Annotated in this window: 19 protein-coding genes; 8 read left to right on the top strand and 11 right to left on the bottom strand. The window is 73.5% G+C overall.

The window, feature by feature from the left end:
- The first annotated feature begins 197 nt into the window (after positions 1–197).
- Positions 198–1745 carry a L,D-transpeptidase family protein gene (locus EAH89_RS01760; protein ID WP_241666794.1) on the top strand — a complete coding sequence of 516 codons (1548 nt, stop codon included), beginning with the start codon at positions 198–200 and terminating at the stop codon, positions 1743–1745.
- Positions 1745–2332: a YcbK family protein gene (locus EAH89_RS01755; RefSeq protein WP_140881031.1), complete on the top strand. Its 588-nt coding sequence runs from the start codon at positions 1745–1747 to the stop codon at positions 2330–2332. Before EAH89_RS01760 ends, EAH89_RS01755 begins: the two co-directional genes overlap by 1 nt.
- A gap of 34 nt (positions 2333–2366) precedes the next feature.
- Here EAH89_RS01755 and EAH89_RS01750 read toward each other — a convergent pair whose 3' ends face one another.
- Entirely contained in the window at positions 2367–2813 is a 447-nt protein-coding gene (locus EAH89_RS01750) for a hypothetical protein (protein ID WP_140881030.1), read from the bottom strand.
- A 168-nt stretch (positions 2814–2981) separates the two neighbouring features.
- Between EAH89_RS01750 and EAH89_RS01745 the strand changes: the two genes are divergently transcribed.
- The 3 genes from EAH89_RS01745 to EAH89_RS01735 all read left to right on the top strand — a co-directional run bounded on the left by EAH89_RS01745 (position 2982) and on the right by EAH89_RS01735 (position 6306).
- Positions 2982–4151: a multidrug effflux MFS transporter gene (locus EAH89_RS01745; protein ID WP_140881029.1), complete on the top strand. Its 1170-nt coding sequence runs from the start codon at positions 2982–2984 to the stop codon at positions 4149–4151.
- A 75-nt stretch (positions 4152–4226) separates the two neighbouring features.
- Positions 4227–5849, top strand: a complete 1623-nt coding sequence (locus EAH89_RS01740; RefSeq protein ID WP_140881028.1) for a peptide chain release factor 3 — start codon at positions 4227–4229, stop codon at positions 5847–5849.
- Between the two features lie 97 nt (positions 5850–5946).
- Positions 5947–6306 (top strand): hypothetical protein, encoded by a 360-nt coding sequence (locus EAH89_RS01735; RefSeq protein WP_241666793.1) that lies wholly within the window; start codon positions 5947–5949, stop codon positions 6304–6306.
- A gap of 9 nt (positions 6307–6315) precedes the next feature.
- On the opposite strand, the gene EAH89_RS01730 is transcribed toward EAH89_RS01735, so the two are convergent.
- From EAH89_RS01730 to EAH89_RS01690, 9 genes are all read right to left on the bottom strand, one after another.
- A complete protein-coding gene (locus tag EAH89_RS01730) occupies positions 6316–6996 on the bottom strand; it encodes a DUF599 domain-containing protein (protein ID WP_241666792.1) in 681 nt (226 codons plus the stop codon).
- A gap of 112 nt (positions 6997–7108) precedes the next feature.
- A complete protein-coding gene (locus EAH89_RS01725; RefSeq protein ID WP_140881026.1) occupies positions 7109–8323 on the bottom strand; it encodes an NADP-dependent isocitrate dehydrogenase in 1215 nt (404 codons plus the stop codon).
- A gap of 332 nt (positions 8324–8655) precedes the next feature.
- Entirely contained in the window at positions 8656–9078 is a 423-nt protein-coding gene (locus EAH89_RS01720) for a RidA family protein (RefSeq protein ID WP_140881025.1), read from the bottom strand.
- Positions 9075–9581 (bottom strand): acyl-CoA thioesterase, encoded by a 507-nt coding sequence (locus tag EAH89_RS01715; RefSeq protein WP_140881024.1) that lies wholly within the window; start codon positions 9579–9581, stop codon positions 9075–9077. Before EAH89_RS01715 ends, EAH89_RS01720 begins: the two co-directional genes overlap by 4 nt.
- Complete coding sequence (locus tag EAH89_RS01710) at positions 9578–11236, bottom strand: AMP-binding protein (protein WP_140881023.1); 1659 nt, start codon at positions 11234–11236, stop codon at positions 9578–9580. The genes EAH89_RS01715 and EAH89_RS01710 overlap by 4 nt, the downstream gene beginning before the upstream one ends.
- On the bottom strand, positions 11236–12408 hold the full coding sequence (locus EAH89_RS01705) for an acyl-CoA dehydrogenase family protein (protein WP_140881022.1): 1173 nt from the start codon (positions 12406–12408) through the stop codon (positions 11236–11238). Before EAH89_RS01705 ends, EAH89_RS01710 begins: the two co-directional genes overlap by 1 nt.
- Positions 12408–13217, bottom strand: a complete 810-nt coding sequence (locus EAH89_RS01700; RefSeq protein WP_140881021.1) for an enoyl-CoA hydratase family protein — start codon at positions 13215–13217, stop codon at positions 12408–12410. Before EAH89_RS01700 ends, EAH89_RS01705 begins: the two co-directional genes overlap by 1 nt.
- Entirely contained in the window at positions 13214–13720 is a 507-nt protein-coding gene (locus EAH89_RS01695) for a MarR family winged helix-turn-helix transcriptional regulator (protein WP_140881020.1), read from the bottom strand. The genes EAH89_RS01700 and EAH89_RS01695 overlap by 4 nt, the downstream gene beginning before the upstream one ends.
- Entirely contained in the window at positions 13717–14463 is a 747-nt protein-coding gene (locus EAH89_RS01690; protein ID WP_140881019.1) for an SDR family NAD(P)-dependent oxidoreductase, read from the bottom strand. The genes EAH89_RS01695 and EAH89_RS01690 overlap by 4 nt, the downstream gene beginning before the upstream one ends.
- Positions 14464–14583: 120 nt before the next feature.
- On the opposite strand from EAH89_RS01690, the gene EAH89_RS01685 reads away from it, so the two are divergent.
- From EAH89_RS01685 to EAH89_RS01675, 3 genes are all read left to right on the top strand, one after another.
- A complete protein-coding gene (locus EAH89_RS01685) occupies positions 14584–16899 on the top strand; it encodes a bifunctional salicylyl-CoA 5-hydroxylase/oxidoreductase (RefSeq protein ID WP_140881018.1) in 2316 nt (771 codons plus the stop codon).
- 91 nt (positions 16900–16990) lie between these two features.
- Entirely contained in the window at positions 16991–17392 is a 402-nt protein-coding gene (locus tag EAH89_RS01680) for a DUF2382 domain-containing protein (RefSeq protein WP_140881017.1), read from the top strand.
- Positions 17393–17452: 60 nt separating this feature from the next.
- A complete protein-coding gene (locus tag EAH89_RS01675; RefSeq protein WP_140881016.1) occupies positions 17453–18415 on the top strand; it encodes a YsnF/AvaK domain-containing protein in 963 nt (320 codons plus the stop codon).
- Positions 18416–18473: 58 nt separating this feature from the next.
- Here the strand turns inward: EAH89_RS01675 and lpxB are convergent, their stop codons facing one another.
- The gene (lpxB, locus tag EAH89_RS01670; protein WP_140881015.1) at positions 18474–19616 is read right to left on the bottom strand and encodes a lipid-A-disaccharide synthase; all 1143 of its coding nucleotides are present in this window, start codon (positions 19614–19616) and stop codon (positions 18474–18476) included.
- Positions 19617–19632 lie beyond the last annotated feature (16 nt).

The raw sequence follows: 19632 nt of genomic DNA, 5'->3' as shown, positions 1-19632 counted from the left end.
GGGTTGCCCGGCCGGGGCAAGCGGGGGCGGGCGGAAAAGCGGCGCCGGGCCCGTCGCGGGCGGAGGCGCCGGTGGGGCAGCGAGCGGGACGCGTGCCCGGCAGGCCGCTGATCGGCCGGCCGATTTCCCGCGCGCCGGGCGCGGGAAGGCGCCGCATTCGGCTGGCATCCGGCCCGCCCGGGGTCTATGCGTGCGCCATGCGCAGACGCGACGCCCTCGCCGGCCTGATGGCCGGGCTCCTTCCCTCGATCGGGCGCGCGGAGTTCCTGCCGCCCTCCGCCGAGGCGGCCGAGACCGCCCCGGTCCAGCCGGCCGGGCCGGGGCCGGGGAGCTGGGACGCCGTGTTCCGGCTCGCCGCGCGGCTGCGCCGCCTGGGGCAGGAGGGGCTCGACCCCGCGTCCTACGCGATCCCGCCGGACGGGCTCGGCGCCTCCGATCCCGCGGCCTTCCACGCGGGGGTCTACCACGCGGCGAACGCCGCGATGGGGGACCTCGTGCTCGCGCGCCTGCGCCAACCCTCCGGGCGCGGCGACGTGCTGCGCGACCCGGCGGCGGCCGACTTCCCGCGCTGGCAGGCCGAGCTGGTGGGCGCGGCCGAGCCCGCCCGCGTGATCGACCGCGCGGCGGACCTGCCCGAGGGCGCCGCCGTGCTGCGGGCGGAGCTGGCGCGCGCCGCCGGGATCGTGGCCGCCGGCGGCTGGCAGCCGATCGCCCCGGGCGCGGCGACGCTGGACCCCGGGCTGGTGGACGCGGTCCGGGTCCCGGCGCTGCGGGCGCGGCTGCGGGCCGAGGACCCGGTGCTGGCCGCGGCGCGCGACGGCGGCGCGACCTACGACGCGCCCCTCGAGGCGGCGGTGCGGCGCTGGCAGGCGGCCAACGGGCTTGAGGCGGACGGGCGCGTGGGCGCGATCAGCCAGGGGCTGCTCAACCGCCCGGCCTCCTGGCGCGTGGCGCAGCTCCGGGCCGCGCTCGACCTCCGGCGCAACGCGGCGCGGCCGGGGGAGGAGCGGCGCGTCGAGGTGAACATCCCCGACTTCCAGCTCACGGTGATGGAGGGGGAGCGGGCGCTGCTGCGGATGGCGGTCGTCGTCGGCAAGCCCGCGCGCGCGACGCCGACGATGCGCGCGCGGCTGACCACCGTGCAGTTCAACCCGACCTGGGGCGTGCCCGAGCGCAACGCGCGCGAGGACCTGCTGCCCCGCTTCCGCCGCGACCCGGCGGGGATGACCGCGAAGGGCTTCCGCCTCTACAGCGTCTTGGGCGGCGAGCGGATCGAGGTCGATCCCGCCGGCGTGGACTGGTCCGCCGTGCGCGCGGACCGCTTTCCCTACCTCATCCGACAGGACGCCGGCGACGGCAATGCGCTCGGACGGATCAAGTTCATCATGCCAAACGCCGACGACATCTACCTGCACGACACGCCGGACCGCAGCCTCTTCGGCCGGCCGGACCGCGCCTTCTCCTCCGGCTGCATCCGGCTCGGGCAGCCCGACGCGCTGCTGGCCGTGGTCCTCGAGGGCATGGGCTGGGACGCGGCGCGCATCGCGCGCGCCTATGACAGCCGGCAGACCCAGACGATCGCGCTTCGGCGGAGCCTGCCGGTGCGGCTGCACTACAGCACCGTGACGGTGGAGGGCGGCCGGGCGCGGGTGCGGCCGGATGTCTACGGCCTCGACCAGGCCTACGCGCGGGAGATGGACCGGGGGGCGGTGCGGGTCGCCCTCTCCGGCGGGGTGGTGCGGTGATGCGGGTCTTCGGGGGCAAGCGGCCGGCGGCGCCGGCCTGCGACTGCTGCGGCGCGACGGGGCGGCGGAACCTGCTCGGGGCGGGGCTCGGGCTGCTGGCCTGCGCGGCCGTGCCGGGGCGGGCGGAGGCGCAGGCGGCGCGGGGCGCGCGGCGGCTGACGGTGCGGCGCGCCTACACGAGCGATTTCTTCTCCGGCGTCTACTTCGCCGACGGCCGCTACGTGGCGGAGGCGCTGAAGGAGCTCGACTGGGTGTTCCGCGACCTCTCGCGCGAGGAGGTGACGCCCATGGACCCGCGCCTGTTCGACGTGATGAACGCGGTGGCCGCGCGGATGGAGGCGACGGAGGCCTTCGAGGTGATCAGCGGCTACCGGGCCGAGGAGACGAACGCGGCGCTCGGGCGGCGGCTCGCGCGGGTCTCGACGGTGTCGCTGCACATGTCGGGCATGGCCGGGGACATGCGGCTGCCCGGGCGGGACTCGGTGGGCATGGCGCGGCTGGCGGCGACCATGGGGCTGGGGGGCGTCGGGCTCTACCGGCGGGACGGCTTCGTGCACCTCGACTGCGGGCAGTCCCGCCGCTGGTAGGCGGGCCGCGCCGGCGGGCGGCGCGGCGCCGGCCTCAGGGCTCCGCGCGGAGCGGGTTGGCCAGGAGCAGCCCGGCGCGCCGGAGCGTGAGGCCGAGGGCCAACGCGGGCCCGACCGCGGCGTAGGCGGCGCCGGGCGGTGCGAGGCGGAGGAAGGCGGCGAGCGCTTCCCGCCGCGGGGCGCGCTGGGCGAGGGCGAGGGCCATGAGCAGCGCGCCCTCGGCCGGGGTGAGGCGCGGGCAGAGCCGGCAGCCCATGGAGCCCGGGAGGGCGATGCCCTGCAGCACGGCGTCGAGCGGGCGCGCGGCCTCCCCGATCCCCTCGGTGACCAGCGGCAGGCGGAGGGCGGCGAGGGCGGGCCGGCCCTCGCAGGTCGCCTCCACCCAGGCGCGGGTCGCGTCCAGCAGCACGGACTCGGCGGGGGGAAGGTCCTCCGGGGCGGCACTGCTCCAGGGCCAGGTGGGAAGGCCGCGGGTGGTCATGGGGTCTCTCCGATGCGGGGTGCTCCGGCAGTCTGGCGACAATGATAATCGTTCGCAAGTGATCGGCGTCGCATTCTGCCGCCCGGGCGCAGGGGCCATGCGGAAATAGGCCTTTCAAAGGCGCTTGCTGCGGTGCAGCAAGGCGGGCGTGATCGGAAGAAGGTGCCCATGCCGTCCTGGCTCCCCCTGCTGCTCGGCTTCCTGACCGCGATCAACCCGATCTCGACCGACATGTACCTGCCGGCCTTCCCGACGATCGAGGCGGGGTTCCGGACGGGCGCGGGCAGCGCGCAGCTGACGCTCGCGACCTGGTTCATCGGGCTCGCGGTCGGGCAGGTGACGCAGGGCAGCCTGTCCGACCGCTTCGGGCGGCGCGGGCCGCTGATCGTGGGGACGGTGGTCTACACCCTCGCCTCCATCGGCTGCGCGCTGTCGCCGGACATGGGGACGCTCGCGCTCTTCCGGGGGATCGCGGCCTTCGGCGCCTCGGCGAGCTCGGTCATCCCGCGGGCGGTGGTGCGCGACATCGCGACGGGGCTGGAGGCGGCGCGGCTGATGTCGCGGCTCATCCTCGTCATGGGGGCGGCGCCGATCCTCGCGCCCTCGCTCGGCGGGCTGCTGCTGGGGGTGGCGGGGTGGCGCTCGATCTTCTGGGTGATGGCGGGCTACGGGGCGCTGTCCTGCCTGCTCGTCTGGCGGCTGCTGCCGGACACGCTCCCGGTGGAGCGCCGGCTGCGCCAGGGGCTCTGGGGGTTGCTGCGGGGCTATCGCCGCGTGGTGACGGAGCCGGTCTTCCTCACCCACGCGCTGCTGGGCTCGGCGGTGATGTTCTGCGTCTTCGCCTACATCAGCGGGGCACCGGCGATCTACATCGAGCATTTCGGGATCACCCCCGGCCAGTTCGCGATCATCTTCGGGGCCTCGGCGGCGGGCTTCATCGGGGGGGCGCAGCTCAACCCGATGCTGGCGGCGCGCTTCGGGTCCGGGCGGGTGCTGACGGCGGCCTCCTTCGCCGTCCTCGGCGCCGCGGCGCTGCTGACGCTGCTGGGCTGGACGGGCTGGGGCGGGATCTGGGGCGTCTTCCCGCCGGTGGTCCTGCTGCTGACCGCGAGCAGCCTCGTGCTGCCGAACTCCGCGGTGGGGGCGCTGGCGCGGCACGGGCAGCGGGCGGGGACGGCGTCCGCGCTGCTCGGGACGATGCAGTTCGCGGTGGCGGCGCTCGGCAGCACGGCGGTCGGGCTGCTCGCGGACGGCACGCCGCGGCCGGTGACGCTGGTGATCCTCTTCGGGGGGCTGATGACGGTCGGGCTGAACCAGCTGCGTCGGCGCTACGGCTGAGCCCTGTTCCACGGGGTGCCGGGGGTTGCAGCCTTATGCGTTGCAGCGGGGCCGCAACCTCGCCAGATAGCGGGCATGGACCAGACCACCCCGATCGAGGCCCTCCGCACGGACCCCGCCAGCGCCAACGTGGCGCGCGAGGCCGCGCGGCGGCGGGCCTTCGCCATCATCGCCCACCCCGACGCCGGCAAGACGACGCTGACGGAGAAGCTGCTGCTGCGCGGCGGCGCCATCCAGCTGGCGGGCCAGGTGCGCGCCAAGGGCGACCGGCGGCGGACGCGCTCGGACTGGATGAAGATCGAGCAGGACCGCGGCATCTCGGTCGCGACCTCCGTCATGACCTTCGAGAGGGATGGGGTGGTGTTCAACCTGCTGGACACGCCGGGCCACGAGGACTTCTCGGAGGACACCTACCGGACGCTGACGGCGGTGGACGCGGCGGTGATGGTGATCGACGCCGCCAAGGGAATCGAGGCGCAGACGCGGAAGCTCTTCGAGGTCTGCCGTCTGCGGGACATCCCGATCATCACCTTCATCAACAAGATGGACCGCGAGAGCCGGGACGTCTTCGAGCTGCTGGACGAGATCGAGAAGACGCTTGCGCTGGACGTGACGCCGGCGGCCTGGCCGGTGGGGTCGGGGCGCGGGTTCCTCGGCACCTACGACATGCTGGAGCCGGCGCTGCACCTGCTGGCGGAGGGATCCGGGCCGGTGAAGCTGACCGGGCTCGACGACCCGAGGCTCGACGAGATGGTGCCGGCCGCCGAGGCGGAGGCGCTGCGGGAGGGCGCGGAGCTGGCGGGGGCCTTCAAGAGCTTCGACCTGGAGGCTTTCCGCGAGGGGACGATGACCCCCGTCTACTTCGGCTCGGCGCTGCGGGACTTCGGGATCGGGCACCTGCTGGAGGGGCTGTCGCGCTTCGCGCCGCAGCCGGGGATGCGGCCGGCGGACACGCGGCGCGTGCGCCCGGAGGAGCCGGCGCTGACGGGCTTCGTCTTCAAGATCCAGGCGAACATGGACCCGAACCACCGGGACCGCGTGGCCTTCCTCCGCATCTGCTCCGGCCGGCTGGAGAAGGGAATGCGGCTTCGGCAGACCCGGACGGGCAAGCAGGTTCCCGTCAACGCGCCGCTGTTCTTCTTCGCGCAGGACCGACAGGTGGCGCAGGAGGCCTGGCCGGGGGACGTGGTGGGGATCGCCAACCACGGCATCCTCCGCATCGGCGACACCCTGACCGAGGGGGAGGCGCTGAACTTCCGGGGCGTGCCGAGCTTCGCGCCCGAGATCCTGCGCCGCGTGATGATCGAGGACGCGATGGTCGGCAAGAAGCTGCGCACCGCGCTGGAGCAGCTCGCCGAGGAGGGGGTGGTGCAGCTCTTCCGCCCGCTGGACGGGACGCCGCCGGTGGTGGGCGTGGTGGGCGCGCTGCAGCTCGACGTGCTGGCGGAGCGGCTGAAGGCGGAATACTCGGTGCCGAGCCGCTACGAGAGCACGCCCTGGGGGATGATGCGCTGGGTGGCCTCCGAGGACCGGGCGGCGATGGACGAGTTCCGCCGCTCCGCGCCGCACGACACGGCGGAGGACCATGACGGGGCGCTGGTGGCCTTCTTCACGAGCGACTGGCGGCGGAACCGGGCGGAGGAGGAATGGCCGACGCTGAAGTTCCTCAAGCTGCGGGAGCAGCACGCGGCGGCGTGAGGCTTTTCGTCGATCTCGACGGGGTGCTGGCGGATTTCGACCGGGGCGTGGTGGCGGTGACCGGGCGGCGGCCGGAGGAGCTGCCGGTGCGGGCCCTGTGGAGGGCGCTGGCGAAGGCGCCGGCCTTCTTCGACACGCGCTGGACTTCCTGCACGACCCGGAGGCGCTGTGGCGCTTCCTCGCGCCGCACCGCCCGACCATCCTGACGGGGCTGCCGCTGGGGAGCTGGGCGCCTTCGCAGAAGAAGGCCTGGGTGGCGCGGATGCTGGGGGCGCACGTGCCGGTCATCACCTGCCTGAGCCGGGAGAAGCCGCGCTGGTCGGGGCCAGGGCACGTGCTGGTGGACGACCGGGCCTCGGCGCGCGCGGGGTGGGAGGCGAAGGGCGGGACCTTCGTGCACCACGTCTCGGCGGAGCGGTCGATCGCGGCGCTGCGGGCGCTCGGCTTCGCGGGCTGAGGAGCGGCGCTAGCCCGGCGCGTTGAGCGCGGCCTGCACGGCGGAGCGGAACTCGCGCCGGTGGAGCTCGGACACGACCCAGAGGGAGGCCAGCATGAAGGCCACGGGGTGGACCATCCAGGCGAGGACGGCGAGGCCGAAGTAGTAGGCGCGCAGCCCCGTGTTGAAGTGGCGGGCGGCGCGGTTGACCACCTGGGCCGCGACCTCGGCCGCCGGGCGCGCGGCTTCCGTCCGGCCGAGGGCGCCGAGCAGGATGGAGCCGTAGTTGAACTGGCGGAGCGCCCAGGTGAGCTCGAAGAAGGCGCGGACGAAGATGAGGAGGATGAGGAGGATGCGCGCCTCCCAGCCGCCGTCGGTCAGCGCGCCCTCGGCGAAGGGCATGGCGCCGAGCACCCGCCGGCCGGTCTCGGGCGAGGCGAGGAGGGCCATGGCGCCGCCGATGATGAAGATGCAGGTGTTGGCGAGGAAGGAGGTGGAGGACATGAGGTTGCCGACGATGGCGACGTCGGCGATCCGGTTGTCCTTCGGGATGGCGGCGGCCAGCCAGCGGCGGCGGTGCTCGTCCATGGCGTGGATGACGCTGCGGCGGCGGATGGAGGGGACGCGGTCCACCAGGGTCGCGTAGCCGATCCAGCAGAGGAAGAAGACGAGGAGGGCGATCAGGTCGAGCGGGGTGAGGAAGCCGGGCATGGTCATCGTCCTCCGCGGGCTTTCAAGAACGGGGCCATGGGAAGGGGCCCACGGGAAAGGGGCGGGGCCTTGCGGCGCCCGCCCCTCCCTCACGCGCGCGGCCGGCCTGGGGTCAGGCGCGGGCCTTCTGCAGGTTCTCGTCGAGCTTGGCGAGGAAGGCCTGGGTGTTGAGCCAGGGCTGGTCCTTGCCGATGAGGATCGCGAGGTCCTTGGTCATGTGCCCGGCCTCGACCGTCTCGACGCAGACGCGCTCGAGCGCGTCGGCGAAGTCCACCACGTCCGGCGTGTTGTCGAACTTGCCGCGGTAGGCGAGGCCGCGGGTCCAGGCGAAAATGGAGGCGATCGGGTTGGTGCTCGTCTCCCGGCCCTTCTGGTGCTCGCGGTAGTGGCGGGTGACGGTGCCGTGGGCGGCCTCGGACTCGACGGTGGTGCCGTCGGGGGAGAGCAGCACGGAGGTCATCAGGCCGAGGGAGCCGAAGCCCTGGGCCACGATGTCGGACTGCACGTCGCCGTCGTAGTTCTTGCAGGCCCAGATGTAGCCGCCTTCCCACTTGAGGGCGGAGGCGACCATGTCGTCGATCAGCCGGTCCTCGTAGGTCAGGCCGCGCTTCTCGTACTCGGCCTTGAAGTCGGCGTCGTAGATGGCGCGGAAGATGTCCTTGAACTGGCCGTCATAGGCCTTGAGGATCGTGTTCTTGTGGCTGAAGTAGACGGAGTAGTTGCGCGCGAGGCCGTAGTTGAAGGAGGCGCGGGCGAAGCCCTCGATCGAGGCGTTCAGGTTGTGCTGGCCCATGAAGACGCCGGGCGCCTTGAAGGCGAAGTCGCCGATCTCGACGGGGGCGCCGCCGTCCGCGGGCGTGTAGGTCATGCTGACCTTGCCGGCGCCGGGCACCTTCATCTCCACCGCGCGGTAGATGTCGCCGAAGGCGTGGCGGCCGACGACGATCGGCTTGGACCAGTGCGGCACCAGGCGGGGGACGTTCTGGCAGATGATGGGCTCGCGGAAGATCGTGCCGTCGAGGATGTTGCGGATGGTCCCGTTCGGGGAGCGCCACATCTTCTTGAGGTTGAACTCCTTCACCCGCGCCTCGTCCGGGGTGATCGTCGCGCACTTCACGCCGACGCCGTACTGCTTCGTGGCGTTGGCGGCATCGACCGTCACCTGGTCGTCGGTCTGGTCGCGGTACTCGATTCCGAGGTCGTAGTACTTCAGGTCGACGTCGAGGTACGGAAGGATCAGCTTCTCCTTGATGAAGCCCCAGATGATCCGCGTCATCTCATCCCCGTCCATCTCCACGACGGGGGTCTTCACCTTGATCTTGGCCATTCCGGTCCTCGCAGGCTCACTGGGCGGGCGGGCGCCCGCAGGAAAAGGGGTCGGGCTGGGCCCGCGCGCAGGGGGCCGGGAGGGGCCCCCCCGGCGGCGGCCGGACATTCGCACCGGGGCGGGACAGGGGCAAGGCGGGGCGCGACGCTTCCTGGGCTGCGGCGCGTTCATGCCTTCACGGAGAGGGACCCGAGGGAGGGGAGAGGTATGGAGAGCGTTCGCGAGTGCCCGCATTGCGGGGAGCCGACGGTGCCGAACCGTCTCGGGGACGGGCAGGTGGTGTGCTCCTGCGCGGCGGAGCGGGAGCTGCCCGCCGGGCCGCGGCCGGTCCCTCAGTCCGGGACGATCGCCGTCGCCTCGATCTCGAGCCGCGCCTCGGGCTCGGCCAGCGCCACGACGCCGAGCAGCGCCATGGCCGGGAAGTTGCGGCCCATCACGGAGCGGTAGGCGCGGCCGAGCTCGGGCAGGCAGGCGCGGTACTCGGCCATGTCCACCACGTACCAGGTGAGGCGGCCGACGTGCTCGGGCCCGGCGCCGGCCTCGGCGAGGACGGCCAGGATGTTGCGGAGCGCCCGCTCGGCCTGGGCGACGAAGCCCTCGGCGAAGCGGCCGGCCTCGTCCCAGCCGATCTGGCCGCCCACCAGCACGACGCGGCCGCGCCCGGCGACCCCGTTGGCGTAGCCGCGCGGGGCCGGCCAGCCCGGCGGCTGGAGGATGTCGAGCGGGCGGAGGGATTCGGGCGGCGAGTCGGTCATGGCGCGGTCTCCGGGCCGGCGACCGTCCCGCACTCGGCGCCGTAGCGCAGCAGGGCGGCGCGGAGGTCGTCGGGCACGGGCACGCTGGCGCGGCGGGCGAGGCTGGTGGTGGCGGTCACGAGGTCGAGCCGGGCGAGCTCCTCCTCGCCGCGGTGGAGGTGGACGTCGAGGGCGTAGGAGGCGCGGCCGACCCGTCGGACGAGGGGGGTGATCGCGACCTCGTCGCCCATCAGGCCCGGGCGCATGAAGGTGGCAGCGGCGTGGACGAAGCCGGTGCCGATGCCGCGGGCGCCGTGGAGGTCGTGGAAGTCGATCCGCAGGCGCTCGCGGAAGAGGTCCTCCACGGTGCCGTGGGCGATGGTGAACCAGTTGGGGAAGAAGACGATCCCCGCGGGGTCGCAGTCGCCGAAGCGGACCCGCGCCCGGCCGCGGAAGGCGGCGGCGGGCAGGGCGGCGGCAGGCACCGGGGCCGGGCGCGGGGCGGGCCGGCCGGGGGCGGTCATGGGTTGGCCATCCGGCGGAGGGCGAAGCGCTGGAGCTTGCCGGATTCGGTGCGCGGCATGGCGTCGAGGAACTCGATCACGCGCGGCGCCTTGTAGGGGGCGATCTCGGCGCGGACGTGGTCCTGCAGGGTCCTCACCATGTCCTCGTTGGCGAAGTGCTCGGGGTGGAGGGCGACATAGGCCTTCACGATGGTGCCGCCCTTGCCGTCGGGCGCGCCGACGACGCCGCACTCGCGCACGGCGGGGTGGGTGAGGAGGGCGCCCTCCACCTCCGGGCCCGCGATGTTGTAGCCGGCGGCGACGATCATGTCGTCGCCGCGGCCCTGGTAGCGGAAGTAGCCGTCCTCGTCCTGGACGTAGACGTCGCCGGGGATGTTCCAGCCGTGGCGGACGTAGTCCGTCTGGCGGGGGTCGGCGAGGTAGCGGCAGCCGATGGGGCCGCGGATGGCGAGCCAGCCGGGGGTGCCGCGGGGGACCTCCTTGCCGTCGCCGTCGATCACGCGCGCCTGGTAGCCGGGGACGGGCAGGCCGGTGCAGCCGGGGCGGAGCGTCTCCTCGGGGGCGGCGACGAAGATGTGCAGCATCTCCGTGCCGCCGATCCCGTCCATCAGGCGGAGGCCCGTCGCGGCCTCCCAGGCGTCGAAGATGGCGCGCGGCAGGGTCTCGCCGGCGGAGACGCATTTGCGGAGGGAGGAGAGGTCGAAGTCGGCGACCTTGCCGGCCATGACGCGGTAGGCGGTGGGGGCGGTGAAGAGGATGGTGGCGCGGTGCTTCTCGATGGCCGGCAGCAGCTCGTCCGGCCCGGCCTTCTCCAGCAGGATGCCGGTCGCGCCGATGCGGAAGGGGAAGAGGACGAGGCCGCCGAGGCCGAAGGTGAAGGCGAGCGGCGCGGAGCCGATGAAGCGGTCCTCGGGCGTCGGGCGCAGGACGTGGCGCGAGTAGCCGTCGCAGATGGCGAGCATGTCCCGGTGGAAGTGCATCGTGCCCTTGGGCAGGCCCGTGGTGCCCGAAGTGAAGCCGATGAGGCAGACATCGTCGGCGGCGGTGTCGCAGGCGGCGAAGCCGGGCGGCTGGGCGGCGCAGCGGGCCTCCAGGTCGCCGTTGCCCCAGTGGACGACGTGCCGGAGGAGGGGCGCCTCGGCGGCGGCGCGGTCCATCTCGTCCCGCAGCTTCACGTCGCAGAGGGCGAGCGTGATCCGCGCCTTCTCCAGCATCTGGCCGAGCTCCTTCGCGCGGAGGAGCGGCATGGTGGCGACGACGACGCCGCCCGCCTTGATGACGGCGAGGTAGGCGGCCGTCATCCAGGCGTTGTTGGCGCTGCGGAGCATCACGCGGTTGCCGGGGACCATGCCGAGGTCGCGCGTGAGCACGTTGGCTATGCGGTCCACCCGGTCCTGGAGCTGGCGGTAGGTGAGGGTCTCCTCGGGGGTGATGAGGGCGGGGTGGTCGCCGCGGCCGCGCTCGACGTTGCGGTCGAGAAGCTCGACGGCGCAGTTCAGGCGCCTTGGGTAGCGGTAGTCCGGCAGGTCGAAGAGGAGCTCGGGCCACTGGTCGCGCGGGGGGAGGTTGTCGCGCGGGAAGGTGTCGATGTGGGCGCTGGGGGCGAGGTCCGGGGTGGCGCCGGACCAGTCGTCCGGCGGAAGGTTGGTGTCCATCATGCCGCTCCCTTCGCCTTCCCGCGCGCGATGTCCCGCTCGGCGCGCGCGATGATGATCCGCTGGACCTCGCTGGCGCCCTCGTAGACGCGGAGCGCGCGGACCTCCCGGTACAGCTTCTCGGCGGGGTGGTCGCGGACGACGCCGTGCCCCCCGTGGATCTGGACGCAGCGGTCGGCGGCGCGCTGGGCGGCCTCGGTCGCGTGGAGCTTGGCCATGGAGGCCTCGCGCGAGACGCGGGGGGTGCCGGAATCCTTCAGCCAGGCGGCGCGGTAGACGAGGAGGGCGGAGGTCTCGACGTCGACCGCGCTCTCGGCGATGGCGGCCTGGGTCATCTGCTGGTCGAAGAGGGGGCCGCCGAAGAGATGGCGGTCGCTGGCGCGGGCGACGGTGAGGTCCAGCGCGTGGCGGGCGAAGCCCAGCGCCGCGGCGCCGACGGTGGCGCGGAAGACGTCGAGCGTGGCCATGGCGACCTTGAAGCCGTCCCCCGGCGCGCCGAGGCGGTGGGTGTCGGGCACGCGCAGGCCGTCAAAGCGGAGGGTGGCGAGGGGGTGCGGGGCGGCGACCTCGATGCGCTCCGCGACCGTAAGGCCGGGGGTGTCGGCCGGGACGAGGAAGGCGGTGAGGCCCTTGGCGCCCGGCGCCTCGCCGGTGCGGGCGAAGACGACGTAGGTGCCGGCGATGCCGCCGTTGCTGATCCAGGTCTTGCTGCCGTCGATCCGCCAGTGCGCGTTGCCGTCGCGGGTGGCGGTGGTGGCCAGCGACGCGACGTCCGAGCCCGCCTCGGGCTCGCTGAGGGCGAAGGCGGCGAGCGACGTGCCGGCGCGGGCGGCGGGGAGGACCGCGTCGCGCAGCGCCGCGTCGCCGAAGAGGGTGACGGAGCCGGTGCCGAGCCCGGCCATGGCGAAGGCGAAGTCGGCGAGGCCGGAATGGCGGGCCAGCGTCTCGCGGGCGATGCAGAGGGCGCGGACGTCGAGGCGCCCGTCCTCCGGCACGGCGACGCGGAGGAGGTCGGCCTCGCCCATGGCGCGGGTGAGGCGGCGGACGGCCTCGTCCGTGTCGCCCGCGGAGAGGCGCTCGGCGTGGGCGCCGGCCCAGGCCTCGACCTCCTCCGCCCAGGCGCGGTGGCGGGGCTCGAGGAAGGGCCAGAGGAGGAAGTCGCGGTCGGCCATCAGTCGCCCTCGAAGACGGGGCGCCGCTTCGCCACGAAGGCGTCGTAGGCGCGGCGGAAGTCGTTCGTGGTCATGCAGAGGGCCTGGGCGACGGCCTCGGCCTCGATCGCCTGCTCGACGGACATGGACCACTCCATGGCGAGCATCCGCTTCGTCATGGCGTTGGCGAAGCCGGGGCCTTCCACGACCTGGCGGGCGAGGTTGGCGGCGGCCTCCACCAGCGCCTCGGGCTCGACGGCGCGGGAGAAGAAGCCCCAGTCGAGTCCCTCCTGCGCGGACATGGAGCGGCCGGTGTAGAGGAGCTCCGAGGCGCGGCCCTGGCCGATGAGGCGGGGCAGGATGGCGCAGGCGCCCATGTCGCAGCCGGCGAGGCCGACGCGGTTGAACAGGAAGGCGACCTTCGCGCGGGGGGTGGCGAGGCGCATGTCGGAGGCCATGGCCATGATGGCGCCCGCGCCGGCCGCGATGCCGTCGACCGCCGCGATGATCGGCTGCGGGCAGGCGCGCATGGCCTTCACGAGGTCGCCGGTCATGGCGGTGAACTGCATCAGGCCCTTGGTGTCTCGGTCGAGCAGCGGGCCGATGATCTCGTGCACGTCGCCGCCGGAGCAGAAGTTGCCGCCGGCGCCCGAGAGCACGACGGCGCCGACCGTGTCGTCCGCCGCGGCCGCGCGGAAGAGGGCGACGAGCTCCGCGTAGGAGTCGAAGGTGAGCGGGTTCTTCCGCTCGGGGCGGTCGAGGAGGATGGAGGCGACGCGGCCCTCCACGGTGAGGCGGACGTGCCGCGCGTCGAAGCCGGCGAGGCTCATGCTCCCCCCTCTGAGATGGCGGCGCGGACGCCGCGGCGCGTGCGGTCGAGCAGGCGGAGCAGGGCCGCGCGGTCGGTGGCGGAGAGGCCGCCGAGGAGCTCGGCCACCCATTCCTCGTGCGCCGCGGACTGGCGGGCGAACTCGCGCCGGCCCGCGGGGGTGAGGCGGAGGGTGACGGCGCGGCGGTCCTCGCGGACGGCGCGGCGCTCGATCAGCCCCTCCTCCTCCAGCCGGGCGGCGAGGCCGGTGACGTTGCCGCCGGTGACCATCATGCGGCGGCTGATGTCGCCGGGGGTGAGGCCGTCGGGCGCGCGCTCGAGCTGGGCGAGGAAGTCGAAGCGGGGGAGGGTGGTGTCGAAGCGGACGCGGAGGCGGCGGCGGATCTCGGCCTCGATCAGCCGGGCGCAGGAGAGGAGGCGCAGCCAGAGGCGGAGGTCGTCCTTGTGGCCGGGCCCGGCGTGGTCCAGCGCGGTCTCGGCGTCGACGTGGGTGTCGGGGGTCATGGGACCTCCCCCCCGTCCACCGCGAGGGCGCGGCCGTTCACCGCCGCGTTGCCGAGGAGGAAGAGGACCGCCGAGGCGACCTCCTCCGGCTGGACGAGGCGGCCCTGGGGGTTGTGGCGGGCGAGCTCGGCGCGGGCCTCGGCCTCGGTCCGGCCGGTCTTGGCGATGATGCGGGACACGCTCTCGGCCACGATGTCGGTCTCGGTGAAGCCGGGGCAGACGGCGTTCACAGTGACGCCGCGCGTCGCCACCTCCAGCGCGAGGGAGCGGGTGAGGCCGAGCAGGCCGTGCTTGGCGGCGGCGTAGGCCGTGACATAGGGGTAGCCCCGGAGCGAGGCGGTGGAGGCGACGTTGACCACCCGGCCCCAGCCGGCCTCCAGCATGGCGGGCAGGGCCGCCCGGGTGGCCGCGGCGGCGCCGAGGAGGTTCACGCGGAGCATGCGGTCCCAGAGGGCGTCGTCGCTGCGGAGGAAGGGCGCGCTCTCGGCGGCGCCGGCGGCGTTGACGAGGATGGCGGGGTGGCCCGCGCGGGCGAGGGCGGCGGCGAAGGCGCCGGGCTCGGTGACGTCGGCCACCTCGAAGCCGGCGGCGTGGCCGGCCTCGACGGCGGCACGCAGCGGCGCCTCGCGCCGGCCCGCGACGGTCACGCGGGCGCCGGCGCGGGTGAGGGCGGCCGCGACGGCGAGGCCGATGCCGGTCCCGCCGCCCGTCACGATCGCCTGGCGCCCGCTGATGCCGTCCATGATCCTTGAAGCCTAAAGGATTTCGGCGGCCGGCCGCAAGCGCCCGTTGAAACCTTGAAAGCTTGAAGCCTAAACTATCTTCTACACCGGCTGACGCCGGGGCAGCCCAGGAGATTTCCCATGCGGATCGCGGTCATCGGCGGCGGCCCCGCCGGGCTCTACTTCGCCATCCTGATGAAGCGCGACCGGCCGGAGGCGCGGATCACGGTGGTGGAGCGCAACCGGGCCGACGACACCTTCGGCTTCGGCGTGGTGTTCAGCGACCAGACGCTGGAGACCTTCGAGCGGGCGGACCGGGAATCCTACGAGGCCATCACCGGCGCCTTCGCCTACTGGGACGACATCGAGATCGTGGCCAAGCGCGGCAACGAGGTGGCGGCGCACCGGATCGGCGGCAACGGCTTCTGCGGCTGCTCGCGCCGCACCCTGCTGATGCTGCTGCAGGAGCGGGCGCGGGCGCTGGGCGTGGAGCTGGAGTTCGGGCGGGACGCCATGCCCGAGGACTTTCCGGACGCGGATCTGGTGGTGGCGGCGGACGGCATCAACAGCCCCGTACGGGCGCGCGACCTCGAGCACTTCCAGCCCACCGTGGACCTGCGCCCCAACCGCTTCGCCTGGATGGGCAGCACCCGGCCCTTCGACGCCTTCACCTTCTTCTTCAAGGAGCGGCCGGAAGGGATCTTCATCGCCCATTGCTACCAGTACGAGCGGGGCGCGAGCACCTGGGTGCTGGAGACCGATCCCGGGACCTTCGAGCGCGCGGGGCTGGGCGCGATGAGCGAGGAGAGGAGCGCCGCCTTCATGGAGGAGGTCTTCGCGGAGGAGCTGGAGGGCCACCGGCTCATTACCAACCGCAGCCTGTGGCGGCAGTTCCCGATGATGCGCTGCGCGCGGTGGTCGAAGGGCAAGGTGGTGCTGCTGGGGGATGCGAAGGCGACGGCGCACTACTCCATCGGCTCCGGCACGAAGCTCGCGATGGAGGACGCCATCCACCTGCACGCCGCCTTCATGCGCGGCGGCACCGTGGAGGAGGCGCTGGCGCGCTTCGAGGGCGGGCGGCGCGAGGAGGTGGAGAAGATCCAGCACGCGGCGGACGTGTCGCTCGTCTGGTTCGAGCACGTCGCGCGCTTCTGGGACATGCCGCCGGCGCGCTTCGCCTTCGGGGTGATGACGCGCTCGAAGGCGATCACCTGGGAGAACCTCACCCTCCGCGCGCCGGAGTTCGTGGAGGAATCGCGCGCGCTGTTCGAGGAGGAGGTGCGCGGGCAGGGCCTGCCGGCGGTGAAGGGCGCGCCGCCGATGTTCCAGCCCTTCCGGCTGCGCGGCATGGAGCTTCCGAACCGCGTGGTGGTGGCGCCGATGTGCCAGTACTCCGCGACGGACGGACTGCCCGACGACTGGCACCTGATGCACTACGGCGCGCGGGCGACGGGCGGCGCGGGGCTGATCTTCACGGAGATGACCTGCGTCTCGCCGGAGGCGCGGATCACGCCGGGCTGCACGGGACTCTGGAACGACGCGCAGGAGGCCGCCTGGAAGCGGATCGTCGATTTCGTGCACGCGCATGGCGGCAGCCGGATTGCGCTGCAGCTCGGCCATGCCGGGCAGAAGGGGGCCACGAAGCTCATGTGGGAGGGGATGGACCAGCCCCTGCCGGAGGGCGGCTGGCCGATCGTGTCCGCGAGCGCCATTCCCTATTTCCCGAACAGCCAGGTGCCGCGCGCGATCACGCGGGCCGAGATGGACCGCGTGCGCGACGACTTCGTGCAGGCCGCGGCGCGGGGCGCGCGGGCCGGCTTCGACATGCTCGAGTTCCACTGCGCCCACGGCTACCTCATGGCGAGCTTCCTCTCGCCGCTGCTCAACCGCCGCGAGGACGCCTATGGCGGGAGCCTCGAGAACCGGCTGCGCTACCCGCTGGAGGTCTATCGCGCGCTGCGCGCCGCCTGGCCGTCGGACAAGCCGATGAGCGTGCGCGTCTCCGCGACGGACTGGGCGGAGGGCGGCGTGACCGACGCGGAGACCCTGGCCATCGCCCGCGCCTTCGCCGAGGAGGGCTGCGACCTGCTCGACGTCTCCACGGGGCAGACGGTGGCGGGCAGCGCGCCGCATTACGGGCGGATGTTCCAGGTGCCCTGGTCCGACATGATCCGCAACGAGGCGAAGGTCGCGACCATGTGCGTGGGCAGCATCACCTCGGCCGACCAGGTGAACACCATCCTGGCGGCGGGGCGCGCGGACCTCGTGGCGCTGGCGCGGCCGCACCTGGTGGACCCGGCCTTCACCATGAACGCGGCCGCGCGCTACGGCGTGCGGACGGCCTGCCCGCCGCAGTACCGCTGGGGGCAGGAGGCGATCCTTCGCAGCGCGGTGCGGGAGGAGGCGGACCTGATGGAGCTTCGCCGCAAGGCCCGGCCGAAGCGGCACGCGGTGTGACGCGGGCCGCCTGACCGCCCGACTTTTCCGGCCGGCGCCGCAACCCCCTCGCGAGTCCCCCGTTTTCAGAACGGTCCGGGGTGAGGTTGCGATGACGTATGAGGCTCCTGCCGAGACCGTCGTTCCTCTCGTCGAGGAAACTCTCCTGCTCGGGAAGCGGCAGGTGGAGACGGGACGCGTGCGCGTGGCCCTCACCACGGAGGTGGTGGACGAGGTTCTCCGCGCGACGCTCCGAAGCCGCCGGGCCGAGGTGGAGCGACGTCCCATGGGCCACACTGTCACCGAGGCCCCCGCCGTGCGACAGGAAGGGGACGTGATGATCATTCCCGTTGTGGAGGAGGTTCTCGTCGTCGAGAAGCGCCTTGTTCTGCGCGAGGAGATCCACGTCCGGATGATCGACGAGGACAAGTCGTTCGAGCAGCCGGCGACGCGCCGGGTGCAGCACGCCGCGGTCGAGCGCATCCCCGCGGTGCCGGAGCCGTCCGGCTCCTGAAGCCAGGGCGTCCCATCCCGTTTCAAGCAAAGCCAGTTGCAGCCAAGAAGGAATGCACGCATGACCCGCACGATCACCGGCCTTTTCGACAGTCGCTCCGAGGCGGAGGCCGTCGTCTCCCATCTTCGCTCGCATGACGGCATCGACTCCAGTCAGATCTCGATCCACGGCAACACCGAGGGGGCGGGCGGCACCGGCACGGGCGAGACCGGCTTCTGGGCCTCGCTGAAGGACCTCTTCATCGCCGACGAGGATCGTCAGGCCTATGCGGAGGGCATTCGCCGCGGCGGCTTTGTCGTCTCGGCCCAGGTCGACGACAGCGTGGTCGACCACGCGCTCGACGTCTTCGAGGCGCATGGCGCCGTCGATCTCGACAGCCGCGAGGCCGAGTGGCGCGCGTCCGGCTGGAGCGGCTCCGCCGACAGCATGTCTGGCGGGATGGGCACCACGGGCGCGGTCGGCGCGGCGAGCATGGGCGGCACCGCCACCCCGGCCGTCGGCACGGGCGCGGCGATGCCGCAGACCGGGATGACGGGCGAGCGCGCGACGGGCGACCGCATGACGGGCGCGAGCACGACGAACGAGGAGCGCATCCCGGTCGTCGAGGAGCGCCTGCGCGTCGGCAAGCGCGAGATGGATCGCGGCCGGGTCCGCGTCCGCTCCTACATCGTCGAGACGCCGGTCAGCGAGAGCGTGACGCTGCGCGACGAGCACGTCTCGATCGAGCGCCGCGTGGTGGACCAGCCGCTCTCGGCCGCCGACGACGCCTTCCGCGAGCGCGTCATCGACGCGGTGGAGCACTCCGAGGAGGCGGTCGTCGCCAAGGAGGCGCGCGTGAAGGAGGAGCTGGTCATCCGCAAGGATGTCGGCGAGCGCACGCAGAACGTGACCGACACCGTCCGCCACACCGAGGTGGAGGTCGAGGACGACCGCACCGCCGGGACCACGACGGGCACGAGCGGCACGACCACCGGCACGACCACCGGCACGACCTCTGGCACGACGGGCAAGCCGCGCGTCTGAACCGCGCGGGTTGGGTGGAGCAGGGGGGCCGCGGTGGAAGCCGCGGCCCTTCCTGCGTTCAGGCGCGGACCGTCGCCAGCACCGCCCGCGCCGCCGCCTCGCTCGGGCTGCCTCCGCTGGGGGGCGAGAGGAGCGACATGACGCGGGCGAAGCCCTCCCGCTGCTCGGCCACGCCCTCGCCGGCGAGGAGGCGGCCCAGCGCCTCCGCGAGGAGGGGAGGGCGGCAATCCTCGATCAGGAGCTCCGGGATGACCGGGGCGTCGGCGAGGAGGTTGACGATGCTCGCGTACTTCACCTTCGCCATGCGGCGGATGAGCCAGCCGGTGACGGGGTTGAGCTTGTAGCCGACCACCATTGGCACACCGGCCATCGCGACCTCGAGAGAGGAGGTGCCGGACTTGATCAGGCCCGCCTCGGCGGCGGCGAAGGCGTCGTGCTTGTCGGCGAGGTCGCGGACGAGGATCGGCGCGGGGGTCCAGCCGGCGGCCGCGTCCCGCACCGCCTCCTCCACGGGGCCGGCCAGCGGCACGACGGGGCGCAGGCCCGGGTGGCGGCCGGCGACGAGGCGGAGCGTCTCCCCGAAGATGGGCAGCAGCCGGCCGACCTCCGTGCGGCGGCTGCCGGGCATGACGAGGACCACCCTCTCGCCCTCGGCGATCCCGTGGCGGCGGCGGAAGCGGGCGGCGTCGCCGGCGTCGGCGCCGCTCTCGAGCACGGGGTGGCCGACGAAGGTGACGGGGATGCCCGCGCGCTCGAAGAAGGGGGCCTCGAAGGGCAGCAGGGCGAGGATGCGGTCGATGCGGCCGGCCATCCGCTTCACCCTCCCCTGGCGCCAGGCCCAGACCTGCGGGGCGACGTAGTGGACGACGGGGATGCCGAGCGGCCGCACCCGCGCCGCGACGCGGAGCGCGAAGCCCGGGCTGTCGATGGTGACGAGGACGGCGGGGCGGCGGGCGGCGATGTCGGCGACGGTCTCGTCGAGGCGCCGGGCGAGGGCGCGGATGTTCGGCAGCACCTCGAGCAGGCCCATCAGCGCGAGCTCGCGCATGGGGAAGAGGCTCTCGATTCCGGCCTCGGCCAGGCGCTCGCCGCCGATGCCGGCGAAGCGGAGGTCCGGCCGCGCCTCGCGCAGGCGCGCGACGAGCCGGGCGCCGAGGACGTCGCCGGAGGACTCGCCGGCCACGACGTAGACGAGGGTCATGCCGGCCCCGTGGGAG

The organism is Muricoccus nepalensis (genome assembly GCF_006438825.1).
Classification (GTDB): domain Bacteria; phylum Pseudomonadota; class Alphaproteobacteria; order Acetobacterales; family Acetobacteraceae; genus Roseomonas; species Roseomonas nepalensis.
This window is presented reverse-complemented; position numbering and strand designations above follow the sequence as displayed.